This window comes from Leisingera sp. ANG-M6, assembly GCF_000813905.1.
Lineage (GTDB): Bacteria > Pseudomonadota > Alphaproteobacteria > Rhodobacterales > Rhodobacteraceae > Leisingera.
Window position 1 is genome coordinate 131,158 of the sequence record NZ_JWLG01000013.1, and the last position, 20,510, is coordinate 151,667.

At 62.8% G+C, this 20,510-nt stretch carries 19 protein-coding genes; 12 read left to right on the forward strand and 7 right to left on the reverse strand.

What is annotated here, in order from left to right; all coding sequences use genetic code 11:
• Entirely contained in the window at positions 1-2,385 is a 2,385-nt protein-coding gene (locus tag RA24_RS10500; RefSeq protein WP_039191407.1) for a transketolase, read from the forward strand.
• 73 nt (positions 2,386-2,458) lie between these two features.
• On the opposite strand, the gene RA24_RS10505 is transcribed toward RA24_RS10500, so the two are convergent.
• Positions 2,459-4,747 (reverse strand): arginine/lysine/ornithine decarboxylase, encoded by a 2,289-nt coding sequence (locus RA24_RS10505; RefSeq protein ID WP_039151141.1) that lies wholly within the window; start codon positions 4,745-4,747, stop codon positions 2,459-2,461.
• 168 nt (positions 4,748-4,915) lie between these two features.
• Between RA24_RS10505 and RA24_RS10510 the strand changes: the two genes are divergently transcribed.
• Positions 4,916-5,368: a MarR family winged helix-turn-helix transcriptional regulator gene (locus tag RA24_RS10510; protein ID WP_039191409.1), complete on the forward strand. Its 453-nt coding sequence runs from the start codon at positions 4,916-4,918 to the stop codon at positions 5,366-5,368.
• Positions 5,369-5,384: 16 nt separating this feature from the next.
• Positions 5,385-8,582, forward strand: coding sequence for a 2Fe-2S iron-sulfur cluster-binding protein (locus RA24_RS10515; protein WP_039191411.1), 3,198 nt, complete (start codon positions 5,385-5,387; stop codon positions 8,580-8,582).
• Positions 8,583-8,674: 92 nt separating this feature from the next.
• Here the strand turns inward: RA24_RS10515 and RA24_RS10520 are convergent, their stop codons facing one another.
• On the reverse strand, positions 8,675-9,067 hold the full coding sequence (locus RA24_RS10520) for a hypothetical protein (RefSeq protein WP_039191413.1): 393 nt from the start codon (positions 9,065-9,067) through the stop codon (positions 8,675-8,677).
• Between the two features lie 53 nt (positions 9,068-9,120).
• Positions 9,121-10,587 carry a sulfatase-like hydrolase/transferase gene (locus RA24_RS10525; protein ID WP_039191415.1) on the reverse strand — a complete coding sequence of 489 codons (1,467 nt, stop codon included), beginning with the start codon at positions 10,585-10,587 and terminating at the stop codon, positions 9,121-9,123.
• A 194-nt stretch (positions 10,588-10,781) separates the two neighbouring features.
• Here RA24_RS10525 and RA24_RS10530 point away from each other — a divergent pair, with 194 nt between their 5' ends.
• Entirely contained in the window at positions 10,782-11,984 is a 1,203-nt protein-coding gene (locus RA24_RS10530; RefSeq protein WP_039191774.1) for a GTP-binding protein, read from the forward strand.
• Entirely contained in the window at positions 11,977-12,246 is a 270-nt protein-coding gene (locus RA24_RS10535) for a DUF6525 family protein (protein ID WP_039191418.1), read from the forward strand. Before RA24_RS10530 ends, RA24_RS10535 begins: the two co-directional genes overlap by 8 nt.
• 33 nt (positions 12,247-12,279) lie before the next feature.
• Here RA24_RS10535 and RA24_RS10540 read toward each other — a convergent pair whose 3' ends face one another.
• Positions 12,280-12,657, reverse strand: coding sequence for a winged helix-turn-helix transcriptional regulator (locus RA24_RS10540; RefSeq protein ID WP_039191421.1), 378 nt, complete (start codon positions 12,655-12,657; stop codon positions 12,280-12,282).
• A gap of 124 nt (positions 12,658-12,781) precedes the next feature.
• Between RA24_RS10540 and RA24_RS10545 the strand changes: the two genes are divergently transcribed.
• From RA24_RS10545 to rpsA, 3 genes are all read left to right on the forward strand, one after another.
• Positions 12,782-13,423 carry an NAD(P)H-dependent oxidoreductase gene (locus RA24_RS10545; protein WP_039191423.1) on the forward strand — a complete coding sequence of 214 codons (642 nt, stop codon included), beginning with the start codon at positions 12,782-12,784 and terminating at the stop codon, positions 13,421-13,423.
• A gap of 205 nt (positions 13,424-13,628) precedes the next feature.
• Complete coding sequence (locus tag RA24_RS10550) at positions 13,629-14,117, forward strand: hypothetical protein (protein ID WP_039151161.1); 489 nt, start codon at positions 13,629-13,631, stop codon at positions 14,115-14,117.
• A gap of 288 nt (positions 14,118-14,405) precedes the next feature.
• Positions 14,406-16,085, forward strand: a complete 1,680-nt coding sequence (rpsA, locus tag RA24_RS10555) for a 30S ribosomal protein S1 (protein ID WP_019298078.1) — start codon at positions 14,406-14,408, stop codon at positions 16,083-16,085.
• A 97-nt stretch (positions 16,086-16,182) separates the two neighbouring features.
• On the opposite strand, the gene RA24_RS10560 is transcribed toward rpsA, so the two are convergent.
• On the reverse strand, positions 16,183-16,671 hold the full coding sequence (locus RA24_RS10560; protein ID WP_039191426.1) for a MarR family winged helix-turn-helix transcriptional regulator: 489 nt from the start codon (positions 16,669-16,671) through the stop codon (positions 16,183-16,185).
• Between the two features lie 101 nt (positions 16,672-16,772).
• On the opposite strand from RA24_RS10560, the gene RA24_RS10565 reads away from it, so the two are divergent.
• Both RA24_RS10565 and RA24_RS10570 read left to right on the forward strand, forming a co-directional pair.
• Positions 16,773-17,141 carry an antibiotic biosynthesis monooxygenase family protein gene (locus RA24_RS10565; protein ID WP_039191429.1) on the forward strand — a complete coding sequence of 123 codons (369 nt, stop codon included), beginning with the start codon at positions 16,773-16,775 and terminating at the stop codon, positions 17,139-17,141.
• Between the two features lie 36 nt (positions 17,142-17,177).
• Positions 17,178-17,621: a hypothetical protein gene (locus RA24_RS10570; RefSeq protein WP_039191431.1), complete on the forward strand. Its 444-nt coding sequence runs from the start codon at positions 17,178-17,180 to the stop codon at positions 17,619-17,621.
• 44 nt (positions 17,622-17,665) lie between these two features.
• Here RA24_RS10570 and RA24_RS10575 read toward each other — a convergent pair whose 3' ends face one another.
• Positions 17,666-17,863 carry a hypothetical protein gene (locus RA24_RS10575; RefSeq protein WP_019298082.1) on the reverse strand — a complete coding sequence of 66 codons (198 nt, stop codon included), beginning with the start codon at positions 17,861-17,863 and terminating at the stop codon, positions 17,666-17,668.
• Positions 17,864-17,977: 114 nt separating this feature from the next.
• The gene (locus RA24_RS10580; protein ID WP_241480934.1) at positions 17,978-19,339 is read right to left on the reverse strand and encodes an ammonium transporter; all 1,362 of its coding nucleotides are present in this window, start codon (positions 19,337-19,339) and stop codon (positions 17,978-17,980) included.
• 505 nt (positions 19,340-19,844) lie between these two features.
• Between RA24_RS10580 and ihfB the strand changes: the two genes are divergently transcribed.
• Complete coding sequence (ihfB, locus tag RA24_RS10585) at positions 19,845-20,156, forward strand: integration host factor subunit beta (protein ID WP_272946442.1); 312 nt, start codon at positions 19,845-19,847, stop codon at positions 20,154-20,156.
• A complete protein-coding gene (locus RA24_RS10590; protein WP_019298085.1) occupies positions 20,156-20,506 on the forward strand; it encodes a lipopolysaccharide assembly protein LapA domain-containing protein in 351 nt (116 codons plus the stop codon). The genes ihfB and RA24_RS10590 overlap by 1 nt, the downstream gene beginning before the upstream one ends.
• Positions 20,507-20,510 lie beyond the last annotated feature (4 nt).

Here is a 20,510-nt window from a genome sequence, read left to right on the forward strand (position 1 = left end):
ATGCGCCCCGATCTGACCCACCTCAAGACCATCGAACAGCGGCTCTTGTGGCTGTCGCATTGGATGATCCACAACGCGAACCACATCCGCCCCAAGGCGGACGGGATCAAGATCGGGGGGCACCAGGCCTCTTCGGCGTCGATGGTGTCGATCATGACGGCGCTTTATTTCTCGGCGCTGAAACCGGGCGACCGGGTGGCGGTGAAACCGCATGCCTCGCCCGTCTTTCACGCGATGCAGTACCTGATGGGCAATCAGACGCGCGAGAAAATGGAGAACTTCCGCGGCTTCGGCGGTGTGCAAAGCTATCCCAGCCGCACCAAGGACGTGGATGACGTGGATTTCTCCACTGGCTCTGTCGGGCTGGGTGTCGGGATCACCGCGCTGGCCTCCATGGTGCAGGACTTCATCACCGCCAAGGACTGGGGCAAGGATGCCCGCACCGGCCGCATGGTGGCACTGGCGGGCGATGCAGAACTGGACGAGGGCAACATCTACGAAGTGCTGCAGGAGGGCTGGAAGAACGATCTGCGCAACACCTGGTGGATCATCGACTACAACCGCCAGTCGCTGGACGGCATTGTCCGCGAAGGCCTGTTCGAGCGGATCGAGAAGATCTTTGACGCTTTCGGCTGGGACGTGGTGCGGGTGAAATACGGCGCCCTGCAGCGGACCGCGTTCGAGGAGCCGGGCGGCGAAGCTTTGCGCGCCTGGATCGACGCCTGCCCGAACCAGCAGTATTCCGCGCTCACCTACATGGGCGGCGCGGTTTGGCGGCAGCACCTGATGGATGATCTGGGCGACCAGGGCGATGTCAGTGCGCTGATTGAGAAGCGCAGCGATGATGAACTGGCTGAGCTGATGGAAAACCTCGGCGGCAACTGCGTCGAGACGATGGCGGATGTGTTCGCTTCCATCACCCACGACCGCCCGGTCTGCTTCCTGGCCTATACGGTCAAGGGCTGGGGTACGCCGATTGCCGGCCACAAGGACAACCACGGCGGCCTGATGACCAAGGCGCAGATGGCGGAGTGGCAGGCCCATATGGGCGTCGCCGCAGGGGAGGAGTGGGAGCCCTTCGCCACCGTCGCCGACCCCGCCGCGCTGCAAGGCTTTCTTCGCCAGGTGCCGTTCTTTGCCGAAGGCCCGCGCCGCCATTTCGACGCGCCGCTGCCGGTGCCCGCGATTGCCATCGACACCTCCCGCGAAATCTCCACCCAGATGGCCTTTGGCAAGATCCTTGATGATCTGTCCAAGGGGGACAGCGAACTGGCGGCGCGGATCCTCACCACCTCGCCCGATGTGACCGGCACCACCGGGCTGGGGCCGTGGGTCAACCGGCGCAAGCTGTTTGCCCGTGAGGTGCAGCAGGACGCCTTCATCGAGCACCGCATCCCCTCCACCGCGAAGTGGAACTTCGCCCCCGAGGGCCAGCACCTGGAGTTGGGCATCGCGGAGATGAACCTGTTCCTGCTGCTGGGTGCCGCGGGCCTGTCGCATTCGCTGTTCGGCAAGCGGGTGATCCCCATCGGCACCGTCTACGACCCCTTTGTCTGCCGCGGCCTCGATGCACTGAATTATGCCTGCTATCAGGACGCGCGTTTCATGATCGTGGGCACGCCCTCCGGCGTCACCCTGGCACCCGAGGGCGGCGCGCATCAGTCCATCGGCACGCCGCTCATCGGCATGTCGCAGGACGGGCTGGCGTCGTTTGAGCCTTCTTTTGCCGATGAACTGGCGGTGATCATGGAATGGGCCTTCGACTACCTGCAGCGCGACGGCGAGGGCGATCCGGATGAGCGCACCTGGCTGCGCGACGAGACCGGCGGATCGGTCTATCTGCGCCTCACCACCAGCCCGATGGAGCAGCCCGGAAAGCGCGCCGACGAGGACTTCCGCCAGGGCGCCATCGACGGCGGCTACTGGCTGCGCAAGCCGGGGCCAAACTGCGATGTTGTAATTGCCTATCAGGGCGCAGTGGCGCCGGAGGCGATCAAGGCCGCGGGTATCATCGGTGAAAGCCGCCGCGACGTGGGCGTGCTGGCGGTGACCTCTGCCGACCGGTTGAACGCGGGCTGGACCGCGGCGCAGCGGGCGCGCTCGCGCGGCAATGCCACCGCCAGGTCCCACATCGAAACGCTGATGGGCGGACTGCCGCCGCACTGCAAGGTGATCACCGTGATCGACGGCCACCCGGCGACGCTTGCCTGGCTGGGCGGGGTTGCCGGCCACCAGACCGTGCCCCTGGGGGTGGAGCATTTCGGTCAGACCGGCACCATCGGCGATCTCTACCGCCACCAAGGGCTGGACGCTGCCGCCATCGTGGCCAAGGTGAACGGCCTGACCGTCGGCAAACTGGTCAGCAACGCCGTGCCGGCCGGGTAATCACCCGTCTGAGCTTGCTGGATCAGACTGAAGTACAGGGGCGGCCGCGCGGAAGCACGGCCGCCCTTTTGCGTTATTCCGCCACGCAGTCGGCGAAGTAATGGGTCACCCCGTCAGGGCCGGTCTCCTGCACCAGCCCGTGAATGTCGGTCTCGAAACCGGGACAGTCCCGCGCAAAAGCGCGGTTGAACTTCAGGTATTCCACGATCTTCTTGTTGAACACCTCGCCGGGGATCAGCAGCGGAATGCCGGGCGGGTAGGGGGTCACCAGGCTGGTGGTGATGCGCCCCTCCAGATCATCTATCGGCACTCGCTGGGTGGTGCGCCGGGCGATGTGGCTGAAGGCATCGCTCGGTTTCATCGCTGGGGTCAGGTCGCTCAGGTACATCTCGGTCGACAGCCGTGCCACGTTGTTTTTGGAGTACAGCGCATGCACATGTTCGCACAGGTCGCGCAGGCCCATCTGCTCATACCGCGGCTGGCTGGCGCAGAATTCCGGCATCGCGCGCGGCACGGCCAGGTTGCGGGCAAAGTCGTCCTTGAACTGCTGCAGCGCGCTCAGCAGCGAGTTCCAGCGGCCCTTGGTGATGCCGATGGTGAACATGATGAAGAAGGAATAGAGCCCGGTCTTCTCCACCACCACGCCGTGCTCGGCCAGGTATTTGGTCACGATCGAGGCGGGGATGCCCCAGTCTTCGAACCGGCCGTCCAAATTGAGGCCCGGGGTGATGATGGTGGCCTTGATCGGGTCCAGCATGTTGAAGCCCGGCGCCATGTCGCCAAAGCCGTGCCAGCTGTCCTCGCCGCCTGCCTGCACACCGTCGGCATCGGTTTTCCTCAGCACCCAGTCTTTCGTGCTGCCGATGCCGTCCTCGGCCAGATCCTCCGGCCCCCAGACTTGGAACCACCAGTCATCGGCGCCGTACTCTTCGTCGACCTTGCGCATGGCGCGGCGGAAATCCAGGGCCTCCATGATGCTTTCCTCGACCAGCGCGGTGCCGCCCGGCGGCTCCATCATCGCTGCCGCCACATCGCAGCTGGCGATGATCGAATACTGCGGGCTGGTGGAGGTGTGCATCAGATAGGCTTCGTTGAACAGATGCCGGTCCAGCTTGGTCTCCTCGCTGTCCTGCACCAGCACATGGCTGGCCTGGCTGATGCCCGCCAGCAGCTTGTGGATCGACTGGGTGGCATAGGTCACCGAATGCTTGGTGCGCGCCCGCTTGCGGCCCATCGCGTGATAGCTGCCGTAAAACGGGTGGAAGGCCGCATGCGGCAGCCAGGCCTCGTCGAAATGCAGGTTCTCGGTATAGCCGTCCAGCTGCCCCTTGATCACCTCGGTGTTGTACAGCACCCCGTCATAGGTCGACTGGGTCAGGGTCAGGATCCGCGGTTTCACCGCATCGGCATCCACATCCTCCAGCAGCGGGTTGGCGCGGATCTTGGCCTTGATGCTCTCGATTTCGAACTCCGAATGCGGGATCGGGCCGATGATCCCCCAGTGGTTGCGGGTCGGCTTCAGGAACACCGGGATGGCGCCGGTCATGATGATCGAATGCAGGATCGACTTGTGGCAGTTGCGGTCCACCACCACCACATCGCCCGGCGCCACCGTGTGGTGCCAGACCATCTTGTTGGAGGTCGAGGTGCCATTGGTCACGAAATAACAGTGATCGGCGTTGAAGATCCGTGCCGCGTTGCGTTCCGACGCCCCAATCGCACCGTTGTGGTCCAGCAGCTGCCCCAGCTCCTCCACCGCGTTGCAGACATCGGCCCGCAGCATGTTCTCGCCGTAGAACTGGTGGTACATCTGCCCGACCGGGCTTTTCAGGAACGCCACGCCGCCGGAATGCCCCGGGCAGTGCCAGGAATAGGAGCCGTCCTCGGCATAATCCAATAGCTTCTTGAAGAATGGCGGCTGGATGCTTTCCAGGTAACTCTTCGCCTCGCGGATGATGTGGCGGGCGACAAACTCCGGCGTGTCCTCAAACATGTGGATGAAGCCGTGCAGCTCCCGCAGGATGTCATTGGGCAAGTGGCGGCTGGTCTTGGTCTCGCCGTAGATATAGATCGGCACATCGGCGTTCTTCCAGCGTACTTCCTCAATGAAGGTGCGCAGGGCGACTACCGCGGGGTCCAGATCCGGTCCGGGGGTGAACTCCTCGTCGTCGATCGACAGTACAAAGGCGCTGGCGCGGGACTGTTGCTGCGCATATTGCGACAGGTCGCCGTAACCGGTGACACCCTGCACCTCGAACCCTTCGTCCTCGATGGCCTGCGCCAAGGCGCGGATGCCGGAGCCTGAGGAGTTTTCGGAGCGGAAATCTTCGTCAATAATGACAATGGGAAAGCGGAATTTCATGCTGTTCTCCTGGAAGCATGCCTGATTTGACGATACAGGCTGTCCGCGCTGATGCAACGCCCGCGGCAGGGCGCAGTTCGCGTTACGCTCAACCGTAAAGCCCGCCAAGAGGGCATGTGCAGAATTCGCTGGCATTTGACGGGCAGATAGTTGACATTGTCAATTATCATGACCCAGACACGCTTTCACCTGCATCACTCCCTTGGCTACCAGATCACCATGCTGGCGCGTGTGATCGAACGCCGCTTTGAACAGCGCATCGCGGAACACGGGCTGACACGCGTGACTTGGTGCGTGCTGCTGGCTGCAGGGGAGGAGGGACTGGCAACGCCTTCGGAGATTGCGGATTTCATCGGCATCGACCGCACCGCCACCTCCCGCGCCTTGCGGCAGATGGAGGCGGGCGGGCTGATCACCCGCCGCAGCGGAGAGGGCGACGGGCGCTCGATCCGGGTGATGCTGACCGCTGCAGGCCAGGCGGCGCTGCAGGCGGTTCTGCCCATCGCGCAGGAGAACGCCGCGCATTTCGAGGCCAAGCTGAGCGGTGAAGAGCTTTCCGAGCTGCGCCAGTCCGCCGTCAAGCTGCTGCAGGACGAGCCGCGCATCGTCGCCAAGCTGTAACTCAAAGGGGCCATCCATGGGCAAACTGTTTTCCTACCGCAACCGGCCCGTGCACCTGGGGCCGTACCCGATGGAGACCCTGAACCGGCAGGCCGGGCCGGAAGGGCTGGACGCGCTGCCGCCACAGGAGCAGGTCAGTTTCCGCCGCCCCGATGCACCGCTCTCCCTCGTCAATGCGATGCGCGACTACCAGGCGATGCTGGACGCCACCCGCGAAGGACTGGTGAAAAAGGAACGCGCAGAAATCCCTTCGGACCGGCAGGAGCGCACCGATCATCTGAAGGCTTTCGGCTACTTCTGCGACGCCTCTCTGGCCGGTGCCTGCGCGGTGCCTTCCGGCGCCTGGCTGGAGGCGCCGCTGGTGAACCCGGATGTGGCGGCGCTTTCGGAAACCCTGCGCAGCAAGCAGACCAAAACCTTCGCCTCCGGCATCGACGTGGTGATGGCTTCCTTGCGCGAGGCGATGCAGGCCCCGCCCGCGGACTGCCGCCACCACACGCATGCGCTGGTCTGCATCTACGAGTTCCCGCGTGATCCTGAAGCCGGTGAAGACGGCACCGACTGGCTGGCGGATGCACAGGATCAGCGCGCCTGCTTGCGGGCGGCAGAAACCGTGGTGACGCTTGCCAATTACATCCGCCTGCTGGGGTGGGAGGCGCGCGCGCATACCGGTGCCGCCAGTGATGTGCATCTGGGCCAGCTGGCGGTGCAGGCGGGGCTTGCCACCTGCGAGGATGGCGTGCTGACAAACCCGTTCCTTGGCAATCGCTTCGGCATCGCCGCCGTCACCACCACCCTGGAACTGGCCGCCGATCTGCCGCTGGTGCCGGGGCAGGCGCCGGGCCTCAAATACCGGCTGGGCCTTGGTAGCCACGCCAAAAGCGCTGCCAGCCGCGACCCCTATGCCAAGCGCCGCTTCATGGACGGCCCGCACCCGTTCGAGACCCTGAAGCGGGTGGCTGACCCCACCACCTATATTGACGAGGTGAACGTGGCGCGCGTGCCAAAGCGCGCCGACATGTTCGCACGCTCCCTGTTCGGCGACCTTGGCAAAGGCCCGCAGGAAGCGGCGAAGAACGGCAACTATGTCCGCAAGTCCTCCTCCGCCTTTGCCTTCCGATCCTCGCTTGCGGCCTTCGTGCTGCTGCAGGACGGCGAGCCCGCACCGCAGGTTGACCCCAGCGCCGCCGATGCTGAACGCAACGCCGCCAACATCAAGGCTGCGGCCTATTTCCTCGGTTGCGACGCTGTGGGGATCTCACGCTGCCCTGACTGGGCCTACTACTCCCACGACGCTGCAGGCGAACCACTGGCCCCCTACCACGAAAACGCCATCAGCATCATCATCGACCAAGGCCATGAGACGATGGAGGGCGCCTCCGGCGACGACTGGATCGCCTGCGCCCAGTCGATGCGCGCCTACCTGCGGTTTTCGCTGCTGGGCGGGGTGATCGCGCAACAGATCCGCAACCTCGGCTATACCGCCCGGGTGCATTCGGTGATGGACGGCGAGGTGCTGCAGCCGCCGCTGTTGCTGCTGTCCGGCCTTGGCGAGGTCTCCCGCATCGGCGAGGTGATCCTGAACCCCTTCCTCGGCCCCCGCCTGAAATCCGGTGCCGTGACCACCAATCTGCCCATGACCCATGACAAACCTGTCGACTTCGGCCTGCAGCGGTTCTGCGAGGCTTGCAATAAATGCGCCCGCGAATGCCCTTCCGGCGCTATCACTGCGGGCCCTAAGCTGATGTTCAACGGCTACGAGATCTGGAAATCCGACAGCCAGAAATGCACCACCTACCGGGTCACCGTGCCCGGCGGCGCCATGTGCGGCCGCTGCATGAAGACCTGTCCCTGGAACCTGGAAGGGCTGTTTGCAGAGGCGCCGTTCCGCTGGGCCGCGATGAATGTGCCCGGCAGCGCGCCGCTTTTGGCGAAACTCGACGACGCGCTGGGCAATGGCGAGGTCAACACGGCCAAAAAATGGTGGTGGGATCTGGAGATGGTAGACGAAGGACCCTATGCCCCCTCGCAGCATCCCGTGAATGCCCGCAAGCTCTCCAAAGATCTGGACTTGAAGTTCGAAGACCAGACCCTGGCGGTCTATCCCGCACCGCTGGCGCCGCCGCCCTATGCCTGGCCCGCCCCGATGGACCGAGAGGCCGGGATCGCGGCTTATCAGGCGATGATACCCGCAGCGGAGCACAAGCGCCGCCGCGCGCAAGGCCTGCCGCCGGAGCATGTCTATTCTGCCGATCAGGGTGCTACGCCGGTCATGCGGGTGCGTCTGTCGAAGGTCGAGCACGTGACGGAGGCCGTCACCAAGTATGAGTTCTCCCTCCCGGACGGTTCTCTGCTGCCGCCTGCAACAGCCGGTGCCCATATCGACGTGGTCGTCGCGCCGGAGTTCTTCCGCCAGTATTCGCTGTCGGGCGACCCGGCGGACCGCTCGAAATACCAGATCGCAGTGCTGCGCGAGGATCAGGGCCGCGGCGGTTCCAAGCTGATGCACCGCATCTTCGAGGAGGGGCGCATGGTCTTCATCTCCAAGCCAATCAACCACTTCCGGCTGGTGGAGGATGCCGCCAAATCCTACCTGATGGGGGGCGGTATCGGGGTGACGCCGATGATCGCCATGGCCCACCGCCTGCACGCGCTGGGGCGGGATTTCGAGTTCCGCTATTCCTGTTCGAAAGTGACGAATGCCGGGTTCCTGGAAGACCTCCGGAGCGTTCCCTGGGCGGGCAAGGTGCATCTGCATTTCTCCGATCAGGGCACCCGCGCAGACCTGAACGAAGTGCTGCAATACGTGCCCGGCAGCCACGTCTATACCTGCGGGCCGGAGGTCTATATGCAGGCTGTGCTGGAGGCGGCAGAAGCCAATGGCTTCCCGGAAGAGGCCCGCCATATGGAATACTTCTCGGTTCCCGAACAGCCCGAATACGAAAACCATCCCTTCACCCTGAAGCTTGCTAAATCAGGCCGGGAAATCCTGGTTCCGGCAGAGCAGACTGCCACAGAAGCGCTGGCAGACAGCGGCATCCACGTGGATGTGAAATGCTCTGACGGTATCTGCGGCGTCTGCAAGTGCGGGCTGATCTCCGGCGACGCCGAGCACCGCGACTTTGTGCTGTCGAATAAGCAGCGCGAGGGCGCCATCATCCTGTGCCAGTCCCGGGCGCAGGCGCCGGACGGGGTGCTGGAAATCGATCTCTGAGCCGCGGGGCTGGAAGGGGCGGCACAATTTTCTTGTGAAAGAAAATTGCCAAAAGTTTTGCTGAAAACTTTTGCGCGCGGGGCAGCGGCGGTTCAGTACGCTTGCCGCTCTCCCAGCAAATAGCGGGCCGCATCCGCGTAATCGAATACCAGCGAGACCACGATCACCGCGCACACCGTCAGAATGATCCGCCGCGGCCAGACGGGCATATCCGGGCGCGCCTGCTGGCGCCACAGCCAGACCACGAGTGGGGTCCACAGGATCACATGCGGCACCCCCAAAAGCCGCACATATCCCAGCTGCCCGTAGATCCAGTACACACCGCCAGCCGCCAGCACACTGGCCGTCACTGTCACCAGTCCGGCGATCCGGCTGGGTTTCCAGATCAGCAGCGCCAGCGGCAGCACAAAGGCACCCAGAAACAGGATGTTGACCCAGACCTGCACCCACAGCGGCTGGGTTGCAATTGCTTCTTCCAGTGTCATGGCACGGCCCTCCCGCCCGCGACCCTAGGCAAGGGCAGGGCGGGCGGCAAGAGCTACAATGGAGAGCCTTCGCGCATCTTGTCCTGCTCCGAAGGAGTCGGCGTATGGTTGAAGACATAGGCGGTGCGGCAGGCCTCCTCACCGCCCAGTTCCTCGATCCTGCGGCGCTGATCGGCAAAGGCGCGGGCGTTCACCTCCTCCGGGTCGCAAATTGCGTGCAGCCGCCGTTCGCCTTCGCTAAGCGCCGCCCTGATTTCTGGGTCATTCACCCCGTCCATCGCCCGGTTCACGAGTTCATACGGGTCGCCTTCCAGATCGAACAACTGCGGCTGCATCCCGGCGTAGTGGACATATTTCCACTTGCCCCAGCGCACCATGAAGGCGCCGGTTTTCGAGCCGCCGTCGTGGTATTCGCTAAAGCCGGTGCGGCTCTCGTCATAGGGGGCATTGGCAATCGCGCGCAGCGACACGCCCGGCAGCTCCGCATCCTCCGCCACGCCGCACACCTCGCGCGCGGTGGCGGCGATGTCGGTCAGGCTGGTGCAGGTCGCCACCCTTTGCCCCGCCGGAATCCCCGGCCCGGCGGCGATCATCGGCACCCCGGCGGATTGCTCATACATCACCTGCTTGGTCCAGAACCCCTGATCCCCCATCATGTCGCCGTGATCCGACACATAGAGGATCACCGTGTTCGCCAGCTGGCCGCTGGCCTCCAGCGCCCGGATCACCCGGCCTGCGCAATCATCCATAAAGGAGGTGAGCCCGAAATAGGCCGCCTTGGCCTCGCGCATCTTCTGCTCGTCGAAGTAATCATCGTAGTTGAAGAAACCTGCGATGTTGCGCAGCTCCTCATGCTCCGGCAGTCCTTCGCCATAGCCCACGGGCAGGTCCATCTCTGCCGGGTCGTAAAGGCTGTACCACTCCTCTGGACAGGTGAGGGGGTAATGCGGGCTGACCAAGGACACAAAGGCCGCCCAGGGCTGCTGCTGCCGCTTGGGATCCGCCAGCCAGGTCTCCGCCGCCCCGGTGATGGCGAGATCATAGTCGGTATAGGTGCTCGACCCGGTGCCCACATCACCCGCCAGCTCCGCTGCCGAGTCATAGGACGGCGGGTTTTCCCGCAGCAGGCCAATCGCCCAGCCGACGCCGCCGACCACATGCATCGGCAGGATTTCCTCGGAAAACCCGTTGTCATCTTCTGCGGAGCGGAAATGCAGCTTGCCGATCGACACCACCTCGCGGCCCGCCTCCCGCAGTGCGTGCATCCAGCTGTGCGGGGCTCCGGCGTAGGGTGTCGCGCTGTCCCAGTGGCCGGTCTTGTGCACCCAGTCCCCGGTGGCCAGCGCCGCGCGGGTCGGCACGCACATGGGAGAGGGCGTATAGGCCGCGGTGAACATCGTGCCGCGCGCCGCCAATGCATCCAGGTTCGGGGTCTTCACGATGGGATGTCCTGCGCAGCCCATCGCATCCTTGCGGTGCTCGTCCGAGATGATCACCAGTAAGTTCGGTTGCTGCGCCATCCTTCCCTCCCAATTTTGTCCTTCTCCCTAGACTGAAGGCGAAAGGCGGCGCCTGAACGTCAGTTTGCGGCACTCGGGCGGCGGATTGCTCCACCGGATGCTTGCCGTTTCCTGGCTTTCTGGGTTGTGAGCTGAGCAGCTGGGTGCTATCTCGCAGACGGTACTGTTATGATATAACATAATTGGATTCGCAAATGACGAACAACAGACTGCCGGTAACTGTGCTCTCGGGCTTCCTTGGGGCGGGCAAGACCACGCTTTTGAACCACGTCCTGAACAACCGCGCGGGCCGCCGGGTTGCGGTGATTGTCAACGACATGAGCGAGGTGAACATCGACGCGGACTTGGTGCGCGGCGGAACGGAACTGTCGCGGCATGATGAGAAGCTGGTGGAAATGACCAACGGCTGCATCTGCTGCACTCTGCGCGACGACTTGCTGCAGGAGGTGCGCCGCCTCGCGGCTGAAGGGCGGTTCGACTATCTGCTGATCGAAAGCACCGGCATTGCCGAGCCGCTCCCAGTGGCCGCAACTTTCGATTTCCGGGATGAGCAGGGCGCAAGCCTGTCGGACGTCGCCCGCCTCGATACCATGGTCACTGTGGTGGATGCGGTGAACCTGCTCAAGGACTTCTCCAGCCATGATTTCCTCAGCGACCGCGGCGAAAGCCTGGGCGCCGAGGATGACCGCACTCTGGTCAATCTGCTGACCGACCAGATCGAATTTTCCAACGTCATCATCCTGAACAAGGTAACTGAAGCGGGGCCGGCCCAAACAGAAGCGGCGATGCTGGTGATCAAGGCGCTGAACCCGGATGCCGAGGTGATCCAGACCGACTTCTCCGAGGTGGACGGGGACCGCATCTTCGACACCGGGCGCTTCGACTTTGACAAGGCCCACGAGCACCCCCTCTGGGCCAAGGAGCTCTACGGGTTTGAGCACCATGTGCCGGAAACCGAGGAATACGGCATCTCCTCCTTTGTCTACCGCGCCAAACGCCCCTTTGATCCTGCCAAGATCCATGCGCTGCTGAATGGCGACCTGCCCGGCGTGATCCGCGCCAAGGGTCACTTCTGGCTGGCCACCCGCCCGGAATGGGCCGCTGAATTCTCGCTGGCCGGCGCCATCTCCTCGGTCCGCCCGCTGGGCCTGTGGTGGGCGGCGGTGCCAACGGAACGCTGGCCCACGCATCCTGAGGCCCGGCGCGAATTCCTGCAGAACTGGGACGAGACCTGGGGCGACCGGCGCCAAGAACTGGTGTTCATCGGTGCAGGCCTCGACAAGGAAGCCACCACCGCCCGCCTCGACGCCTGCCTGATGCCGGAATTGGCGAATGGCTTCGACCCGGCCTGGGCCTCCCTGGAGGACCCCTTTCCAAGCTGGCGCCGCAATGGCTGACCGCAGGGCGCGCCGCAACCTGAACTCCCGCCTGAAACGGCGGCGCAGGGCAGGGGATCCGATGCAGGCCTATGATGCCTTGCCGCCGGGGCTGCGGCAGTGGTTGGCCTCCGCCTGCCTGCCCTGGAGCCCGGCCTCAGCGCTCAGGATCTGGACCAGGGCGGGCGGCAGCCGCGATCCAGCTGCCGCGGCCGCACGGCTGGACGCCGCTGAACAGGCTATGCTGAAACGGGACGTCCGTGTCTGGACGTTGCGGTATTAGTGGGTCCTGCTCCTAGACACGAAGACCGCCGCCTCAGGCGGTCTTCTTGTCCGCTTCGGCTGCAGCGTCGAACTCTGCCCGGGCCGCGTCGATCACCGGCAGATGCTCCAGCGCCCAAAGTCCCAGCGCCCTGACCGGCTCGCGGAACGACTCGCCCAGCGGCGTCAGCGAATATTCCACCTTGGGCGGGATCGTCGGGTGATAGGTGCGGCTCACCAGCCCGTCCCGCTCCAACTCGCGTAAGGTCAGGCTCAGCATCCGCTGGGATATCCCCAGATGCCGCTTCAGCGCGTTGAAGCGCAGCACGCCGTATTGCGCCAATGAAATCACGATCAGCACGCTCCAGCGGTCGCCGACCCGCGACAGCACTTCGTTGATGCGCCCGCATTCCGGGCATTGACCCTCCGCCATGGCGGTTCCTTCCGTGTTACCGGGGCTAAAGAATGTGCCTTCTTGTGCCCTTTCTGGTACCGCTTATATAGCCGGTTACAAATTTATACCACCCATCACATAAGGCCCCGAAAGGACCGGACACATGAGCAAGAGCACCCTGATCGAGAAGCTGAACTGGCGCTACGCCACCAAGAAGATGGACCCCTCCAAGGCGGTTCCGCAGGAGAAGGTCGACCAGATCATCGAGGCGATCCGCATGGCGCCGACCTCCTCCGGCACCCAGCCGTTTGAGGTCTTCGTGATCACCAACCCGGAAATCCGCGCGCAGATCCGTCCGCACGCCTGGGACCAGGCCCAGATCACTGACGGCTCGCACCTGATCGTTTTTGCCGCCTGGGACAACTACTCCGAAGACCGCATCGACGCCGTCACCCGCCAGATGACCGAGGAACGGGGCGAGATCCCGATGCTGAACCAGTATTACGATAACCTCAAGGCGACCTACCTGCCGCGCGAGTCGCGCACCAACCACGACCACGCCGCCCGCCAGGCCTATATCGCGCTGGGCTTTGCGCTGGCCGCCGCGGCTGAGCTGGAAGTGGACAGCACCCCGATGGAAGGTTTCACGCCGGAGAAAATCGACGAGATACTGGGCCTCAAGGACAGGGGCCTGCGCTCGGTACTCTTGCTGCCGCTGGGCTACCGCGCCGAAGACGGCGACTGGCTGCTGCCAATGAAGAAAGTGCGCAAATCCCGTGAAACCATCGTGACAGAGATCGCCTGAGCATTCCCCGCATGAGGGCAGCAGGCGGCATTTCCGGCCGCTTGCTGCCTCCCGTGCGGAACACGAAAGGCAATCAATTCGAATTGAATCCTTTAATGCGCTGATTTCAGGCTACATTAACAGCTGAGTGTTATTGATTAAGGTACGGCTCTTGCCGCTTCCAAAGGGCCGCAGAGTGGTGTGATTTTGCCGGGGCTGCCCAAGCGTGTTTACTTCTGATTTCTCTGCAGGCGAATTGCAGCCGGAGCTGAAGCAGGTCTTCTTCCACTGGCGGAACGCTGCTGAAGACGGGAAATTCCCGCGGCTCACCCAATTCGAACTGCCAAATGCCCATCCGGCACCGAACATCCTGTCAGTGTTTGAAATAGAACGGACACAAACCGGTGAACCTGCTGACTTCAAGGCGCTGTATATCCGCAACAAGATCATCAACACGCTGAGTCGCAAGTACGTCGGCACCCGGCTGTCCGAACATCCCGGCTTTGGACCCGGATCGATGATCTGGAGCTGTTTTCACGAAGTGGCATCCACCTCCCGGCCATTGCTCGCTGCACTGCCCTATGTCGGACCGCTGCCGGAATACCGCAGCACCTCCGAACTCTACCTGCCGTTGCGGGGGGAGGGGGTGTCGGTTGACTACGTGTTTGTGGGTGTCGTCCTGCTGGAACAGGAATACAGCCACAAGGCACCCTGAACCGTCCGCAGAGAGCGGCAGCGGGCAGCCAGCCGCCGTAAAACCCTCTTCCCCTTGCCATGCAGGGCTTTTCCCTTGCGCGCGCCCGGGAATCCGCTTATATCGCGCGCTGTCAGAACACGGGCGGCCAACGTCCGGACGGCATATCTGAGCAGGGCTGAGGACTACCTCGGCCCTTTGTGTTTGTTTGATCAGATGTGCTCCGGGCCACGTTCTGGACTGGCTTAACCAAGACCGGCGGAGACAACCGCCCGGCCAGAAACACTAGTAAAGGAAACCTGAGACCTCATGGCTCAAAACGCATCGATGGAGGAATTCGAAGCCCTCCTGAACGAAAGCTTCGAAATGGACACCCCGGACGAAGGTTCGGTTGTCAAAGGCAAAGTGCTGGCAATCGAAGCCGGCCAGGCCATCATCGACGTCGGCTACAAGATGGAAGGCCGCGTTGATCTGAAAGAATTCGCAAACCCCGGCGAAGCCGCTGAAATCGCAGTCGGCGACGAAGTGGAAGTCTTCCTGCGTTCGGCAGAAAACGCCCGTGGCGAAGCCGTCATCTCCCGTGAGATGGCCCGCCGCGAAGAAGCCTGGGACCGCCTGGAAAAAGCATACGCAGACGATCAGCGCGTCGAAGGCGCGATCTTCGGCCGCGTCAAGGGCGGCTTCACTGTCGACCTGGGCGGCGCTGTTGCCTTCCTGCCCGGCTCGCAAGTTGACGTCCGCCCCGTGCGCGATGCCGGCCCGCTGATGGGTCTGAAGCAGCCGTTCCAGATCCTGAAGATGGACCGCCGCCGCGGCAACATCGTGGTTTCGCGCCGTGCGATCCTCGAAGAGTCCCGCGCCGAGCAGCGCGCCGAAGTCATCGGCAACCTGTCCGAAGGCCAGGCCGTGGACGGTGTCGTCAAGAACATCACCGAATACGGTGCGTTTGTTGACCTGGGCGGCGTTGACGGCCTGCTGCACGTCACCGACATGGCATGGCGCCGTGTGAACCACCCCTCCGAGATCCTGTCGATCGGCGAAACCGTCAAGGTTCAGGTCATCAAGATCAACAAAGAGACCCACCGCATCTCCCTCGGCATGAAGCAGCTGCAGGAAGATCCGTGGGATCTGGTTGGCGCCAAGTACCCGCTGTCCTCCGTGCACAAGGGCCGCGTCACCAACATCACCGATTACGGTGCATTTGTTGAGCTGGAGCCGGGCGTCGAAGGTCTGGTCCACGTCTCCGAGATGTCCTGGACCAAGAAGAACGTCCACCCGGGCAAAATCGTCTCCACTTCCCAGGAAGTCGACGTCATGGTTCTGGAAATCGACGGTGCCAAGCGCCGCGTGTCCCTGGGCCTCAAGCAGACCATGCGCAACCCGTGGGAAGTGTTCTCCGAGAACAACCCCGAGGGCACTCAGGTCGAAGGCGAAGTCAAGAACATCACCGAATTCGGTCTGTTCATCGGCCTCGACGGCGACATCGACGGCATGGTTCACCTGTCCGACCTGTCCTGGGACGAGCGCGGCGAAGACGCGATCCAGAACTACCGCAAAGGCGACATGGTTTCGGCCGTTGTCTCCGAAGTGGATGTCGACAAAGAGCGTATCTCGCTGTCGATCAAAGCCCTGGGCGGCGACAAGTTCGCTGAAGCCGTGGGCGGCGTGAAGCGCGGCTCGATCGTGACCGTGGAAGTGACCGCAATCGAAGACGGCGGCATCGAAGTGGAATACGAAGGCATGAAGTCCTTCATCCGCCGCTCCGACCTGTCCCGCGACCGTGCCGACCAGCGCCCCGAGCGTTTCTCGGTTGGCGACAAGGTCGACGTGCGCGTCACCAACGTCGACTCCAAGACCCGCCGCCTGGGCCTGTCCATCAAGGCGCGCGAGATTGCGGAAGAGAAAGAAGCAGTGGAACAGTATGGCTCCTCGGACTCCGGCGCATCGCTGGGCGACATCCTGGGCGCCGCACTGAAGTCGGGCGACTAATCTCCCCGGCCTCACGGCTTAAAAAACGGAAAGCCCCGCAGATATCTGCGGGGCTTTTTGTTTGGCGAAAGAGCGTTAGTTCTCGGCAGCCACAGCGTCAGCTTGCGCTGCTGCTGTCTTCCTGGGGCAGAGCCGCTTCCTCCAGCCGCGCTTTGAGACGGCCAATAACGTGCTGCGCCGCTGCAATTTCCTCCGGCAGCAGGCCGCTGGCAAGCGCGTTTACCCAGGGGATCTGCTTTGCAATGGCGGCATCGTACAGGTCCTTTCCTTTGGGCGTCATGACGACCAGCTGCGCGCGTTTGTGCTGAGGGTTGGGCTGGAACTCCAGGATCCCTTCGCGCTTGAGCTCATTGACGATCCTTTGAATGCCCTGCCTGTGAACACCCATGGTACGGGCGTGCCAGGCGACAGTTTCCGCCTTTTCCGCATAGGCAATGGCGCCAAGTATCTGCCATCGCGCGCTTGTCAGTCCCAGCCCGGAAACCAGGCGGTCACCGGCAATCTGCAATCGGCCGTTCAGCCGGAACACATCCAGTATCAGCTCCGTTACCGCTTCTCCCAATTCGCTTCGCCGCTCTTCAGGCATGATACTCCTTAAAAATTTGACAATATGTTGTCATCGTGCTTTGTGATCCCCATATGACAACATGACACCAAGTTGAAGCGGCATACAAGGAGCTCCCTGCGATGGTCAATGTCAAACCCCTGGATCCTGAGTTTCCCATTGATCAGCAGCTGGCGGTCGAGGCAGGGCCGGTCGTTCTGGTTAACCTCTTCACGGTTGATCCTGCTGAGCAGGATGCCTTGGTCGAAGCGTGGAGAAATGATGCCCTGTGGATGAAGAAGCAGCCGGGCTACATCAGCACCCAGCTCCACAAGGCCATCGGCGATGGCAGCATGTATCTGAACTATGCGGTCTGGGATTCCGTGGCTGACTTCCGTGCGGCGTTTTCCAATCCGGAGTTCCAGCAGCAGCTCAGCCACTATCCTTCCAGTGCCGTAACGGCTCCGCATCTGTTTGAAAAGATTGCCGTGCCGAACTGCTGCACGTCCTGACGGCCTGTTCTGCGGATCTACTAATTGGGAAGTAAAATGAAGACGAAGATTCACGCCATTGCAGGCGCCATCGGTTTTCTGATGATCCTGGTGTTCTGGACATCGACGGCCCTAAGTGAATTGTTTGCCGGCCACGAGACGGTCGCGGCGGTCAAAGCATCGATCCTGAAGGGTATGCTCGTCCTTATTCCTGCCATGATCATTGTTGGCGGGTCCGGGATGGCGATGGGCCGGCGGCGCAAAGACGCGCCGGCGAGGGCCAAGAAGAAGCGCATGCCGGTTATTGCACTGAATGGTTTGCTGGTCCTCGTCCCTGCCGCCTGGTTCCTGGCCGGGAAGGCTGCTGCCGGCGAATTTGACGGCACGTTTTACTCGGTCCAAACGGTCGAGCTGATCGCCGGCGCCGGAAACCTGTTCATGATGGGCTTGAATTTCCGCGATGGTCTGAAGATGACCGGGCGGCTCCGGCGTTCCCGCTAATGGCGCCGCGGCACGATCAGGCTGCCGCGGTGCCCCGGATGCCCCTAGTTCGGCCGCACCGCCACCAGCACGACGCCCAGTTCCTCTTCCAACTCCTGCAGTTTCTTCAGCTTCTCGTCAGGCAGGGCGGCGGTGGTTGTCTCAACACCTGCCAGCGCCACCACCGGGCTGCCGATGTCTTTTTCGAGGCTCTTGATCGCGTCCAGTTTGTCAGCCTCAAGCGAGGCAAGCGGGTACAGCATGGTCGTCTCCTCATTGTTGATGGGTTTGACTATAGCCGATTCTTGGCGGTGCCGGCCTGAACGGCACAAAAAAGGCCCCGGCAGCAACCGGGGCCTTTCGCACTTTGTGCTGAATCAGGCGTGCTGGGTGCTGTCCGCGTGGGTGACAACATCCGGCTCCAGGTCCCAGTTCTTGCCGTCCAAACCGTCGATCTGGTCGTCCTCGGACACCTTCAAGCCCACGGTGCGCTCCAGGAGGAAGGATAGGACAAGCGCCGTGACCACCCCGGTTCCGATGCAGACGGCAGTACCCGCCAGCTGCATCACCAGCGAAATCTCGCCGTGCTGGAATGCATAGGCGCCTTCCTCGATGCCGAAGTAGCCGCCGCGCGGGGTGCCCGCCTTGAACAGGCCCAGCAGAACCATGCCCAGGGTGCCGCAGCCCAGGAACAGCGGGAACAGCTTGTGCTCGTCAATGCCGCGCTTCAGCGTGAACTCATAGACGGCATAGGCTGCGAAAGGCGCCACCAGGCCGACGATGAAGGCCTGCCAGGGCAGATAGACATCAAAGCCGGATGCGCCGGCAACATAGCCCGCCAGCGGCCCCAGCAGGGTATAGGCGTATTTGCCGGTGGCATAGGCGATCAGCAGCCCGGTGATGGCGCCGCCGGCCCAGACCATCGCGTAGTTGTTGATGGCGATGCCGACGCTGGTATCCGCCATGGTGACGCTGACGGCCAGCGCTTCGGGATCAAAGAAGAACAGGCACGACAGGATCACCATCGGCAGGCCCGCAAAAATCAGCAGCAAGCCCGGCGCACACAGGCCGATGCTGGGAGCCAGATAGGCCGAGATCCGCGGATGCGGCGCCATCATGCCGGGGCGGGCGCCCAGCTTGGGGGTGAACACCAGCGCCATGCCTGCCGGGAACAGGTAGACAAAACCAACGCCGAAGAAGTCGTGGAAACCGGCATTGGTCAGCGGCCCGACAGAGCCCCAGGTTGCCCAGCTCAGCGCGGAGGACACCACAGCAGCCACGATGCAGGTGATGAAATAGGCGGAGGCCTTCATCCGCTCCGACACCGCGAAATGCAGCAGGATGTTGATGATGCCGGCAAACACCGCCAGGAAAAAGATGAAGATCTGGAACGTGTTCAGCCCCGGAAACGTTGCCGGGTCGGTGTGATGCGCCAGCGCATTGGTCATGGCGCCGCCCAGCCACCAGTCCTTGATCGAATCCATCATGGTCGCGCCTTCCATGATGTAATACTGCCCGGCCCACAGGCCGAAACCGATGACGTAATAGGTGGCAAAGCCGAGGAAGAACCCCAGCGTCTTTTCAATGGTCGAGTTGAACAGGTTCCTGCGCCGCGCGGTGCCCGCGTCGATCAGCAGCAGGCCGACAACGACCAGGATGGCCCCGACGATGCCCGATGCGTACAGAATGTTCTGCACCAGGGAGTTCAGGGTAACTTGCTGCACATGTATCGTGCTCATGTCCAATGGCATTTCCAGTTCTCTCCAAGTTGGTTTGGCTGCCTGCCGGTTGTTCGCCACCAGCTTCGGCAGTCCGGCGCCCGTTGCCGCCATGAGACGGGCGCGCCGGTTCGTTTGGCACCAGATCCGGTCAGTTTGCTGACGCGCCTGGTTAGGAAAAGGATGGGCGATGCGGGGCGCTTTACAATGAAAAATTTTACTTTGCGGAAATATAGTTTCATATGCGGCACGCGGGGCGGGCTGATGCCGCATCCCGCGCTGCCTGACCGGCAATGTGACGGAATCCGGGCAATGAAGAGAGCTGCCGGCAGCCCCCCCGAATCAATCGGACCCCGGCCTGCGCAGTTGACGCCGATGCCGCGCTGCGGCGGCGGTTTGCCGCCCGCGATTGGGGCCCGGCGGCCTGAAAAGGGGGTAAAGTGCCGCTGATTTGGCCGTCAAACCTGCGGCATTTTGTTCCCCCGCGCGCGAATTTTTCCTATACTCTCAGAATAATAGCCAAAACATACCGGCACCTGGGAGGAAAAAGAACATGATCCGCTCTGAGTTGATTCAGAAGATTGCAGACGAAAACCCGCACCTGTATCAGCGGGATGTAGAGAGGATCGTGAACACGGTGTTCGAGGAAGTGACCGATGCCATGGCCCGCGGCGACCGGGTCGAGCTGCGCGGCTTCGGGGCCTTTTCGGTCAAGAAGCGGGACGCGCGCACCGGCCGCAACCCGCGCACCGGCGAGACGGTCGAAGTCGAAGAGAAACATGTGCCGTTCTTCAAGACGGGTAAACTCTTGAGGGACCGCCTGAACGGGAAAGCCTGATGCGTTACATTCGCTACGCGGTTCTTGGGGCCCTGGCCATCGTGCTGGTGTCCGTCTGTCTGGCCAACAGCACGGTGGTTGAGCTGAAACTGATGCCCGCTGCGCTGGCGGAGCTGTTCGGCTTTAACTACAGCATTTCGCTGCCGCTGTTCGTGGTGGTGCTGGGCGGGGTCGGCGCCGGGCTGGTGATCGGCTTCCTGTGGGAATGGATCCGTGAGCACAAGCACCGCAGCGAGGCCGCGCAGAAGGCCCGCGAGGCGCGCAAGCTGAACCGCGAAGTGACCCGGCTCAAGAAGCAGAAGAACCAAGGCAAGGACGAGGTCCTGGCGCTTCTCGAAGACGCGAACTGAGCCA

Bases quoted from the DNA above. Each gene is read 5' to 3' on its own strand.
- RA24_RS10500 (WP_039191407.1), top strand. From the start codon at position 1: ATGCGCCCCGATCTGACCCACCTCAAGACCATCGAACAGCGGCTCTTG.
- RA24_RS10505 (WP_039151141.1), bottom strand. From the start codon at position 4,747: ATGAAATTCCGCTTTCCCATTGTCATTATTGACGAAGATTTCCGCTCC.
- RA24_RS10510 (WP_039191409.1), top strand. From the start codon at position 4,916: ATGACCCAGACACGCTTTCACCTGCATCACTCCCTTGGCTACCAGATC.
- RA24_RS10515 (WP_039191411.1), top strand. From the start codon at position 5,385: ATGGGCAAACTGTTTTCCTACCGCAACCGGCCCGTGCACCTGGGGCCG.
- RA24_RS10520 (WP_039191413.1), bottom strand. From the start codon at position 9,067: ATGACACTGGAAGAAGCAATTGCAACCCAGCCGCTGTGGGTGCAGGTC.
- RA24_RS10525 (WP_039191415.1), bottom strand. From the start codon at position 10,587: ATGGCGCAGCAACCGAACTTACTGGTGATCATCTCGGACGAGCACCGC.
- RA24_RS10530 (WP_039191774.1), top strand. From the start codon at position 10,782: ATGACGAACAACAGACTGCCGGTAACTGTGCTCTCGGGCTTCCTTGGG.
- RA24_RS10535 (WP_039191418.1), top strand. From the start codon at position 11,977: ATGGCTGACCGCAGGGCGCGCCGCAACCTGAACTCCCGCCTGAAACGG.
- RA24_RS10540 (WP_039191421.1), bottom strand. From the start codon at position 12,657: ATGGCGGAGGGTCAATGCCCGGAATGCGGGCGCATCAACGAAGTGCTG.
- RA24_RS10545 (WP_039191423.1), top strand. From the start codon at position 12,782: ATGAGCAAGAGCACCCTGATCGAGAAGCTGAACTGGCGCTACGCCACC.
- rpsA (WP_019298078.1), top strand. From the start codon at position 14,406: ATGGCTCAAAACGCATCGATGGAGGAATTCGAAGCCCTCCTGAACGAA.
- RA24_RS10560 (WP_039191426.1), bottom strand. From the start codon at position 16,671: ATGCCTGAAGAGCGGCGAAGCGAATTGGGAGAAGCGGTAACGGAGCTG.
- RA24_RS10565 (WP_039191429.1), top strand. From the start codon at position 16,773: ATGGTCAATGTCAAACCCCTGGATCCTGAGTTTCCCATTGATCAGCAG.
- RA24_RS10570 (WP_039191431.1), top strand. From the start codon at position 17,178: ATGAAGACGAAGATTCACGCCATTGCAGGCGCCATCGGTTTTCTGATG.
- RA24_RS10575 (WP_019298082.1), bottom strand. From the start codon at position 17,863: ATGCTGTACCCGCTTGCCTCGCTTGAGGCTGACAAACTGGACGCGATC.
- RA24_RS10580 (WP_241480934.1), bottom strand. From the start codon at position 19,339: ATGAGCACGATACATGTGCAGCAAGTTACCCTGAACTCCCTGGTGCAG.
- RA24_RS10590 (WP_019298085.1), top strand. From the start codon at position 20,156: ATGCGTTACATTCGCTACGCGGTTCTTGGGGCCCTGGCCATCGTGCTG.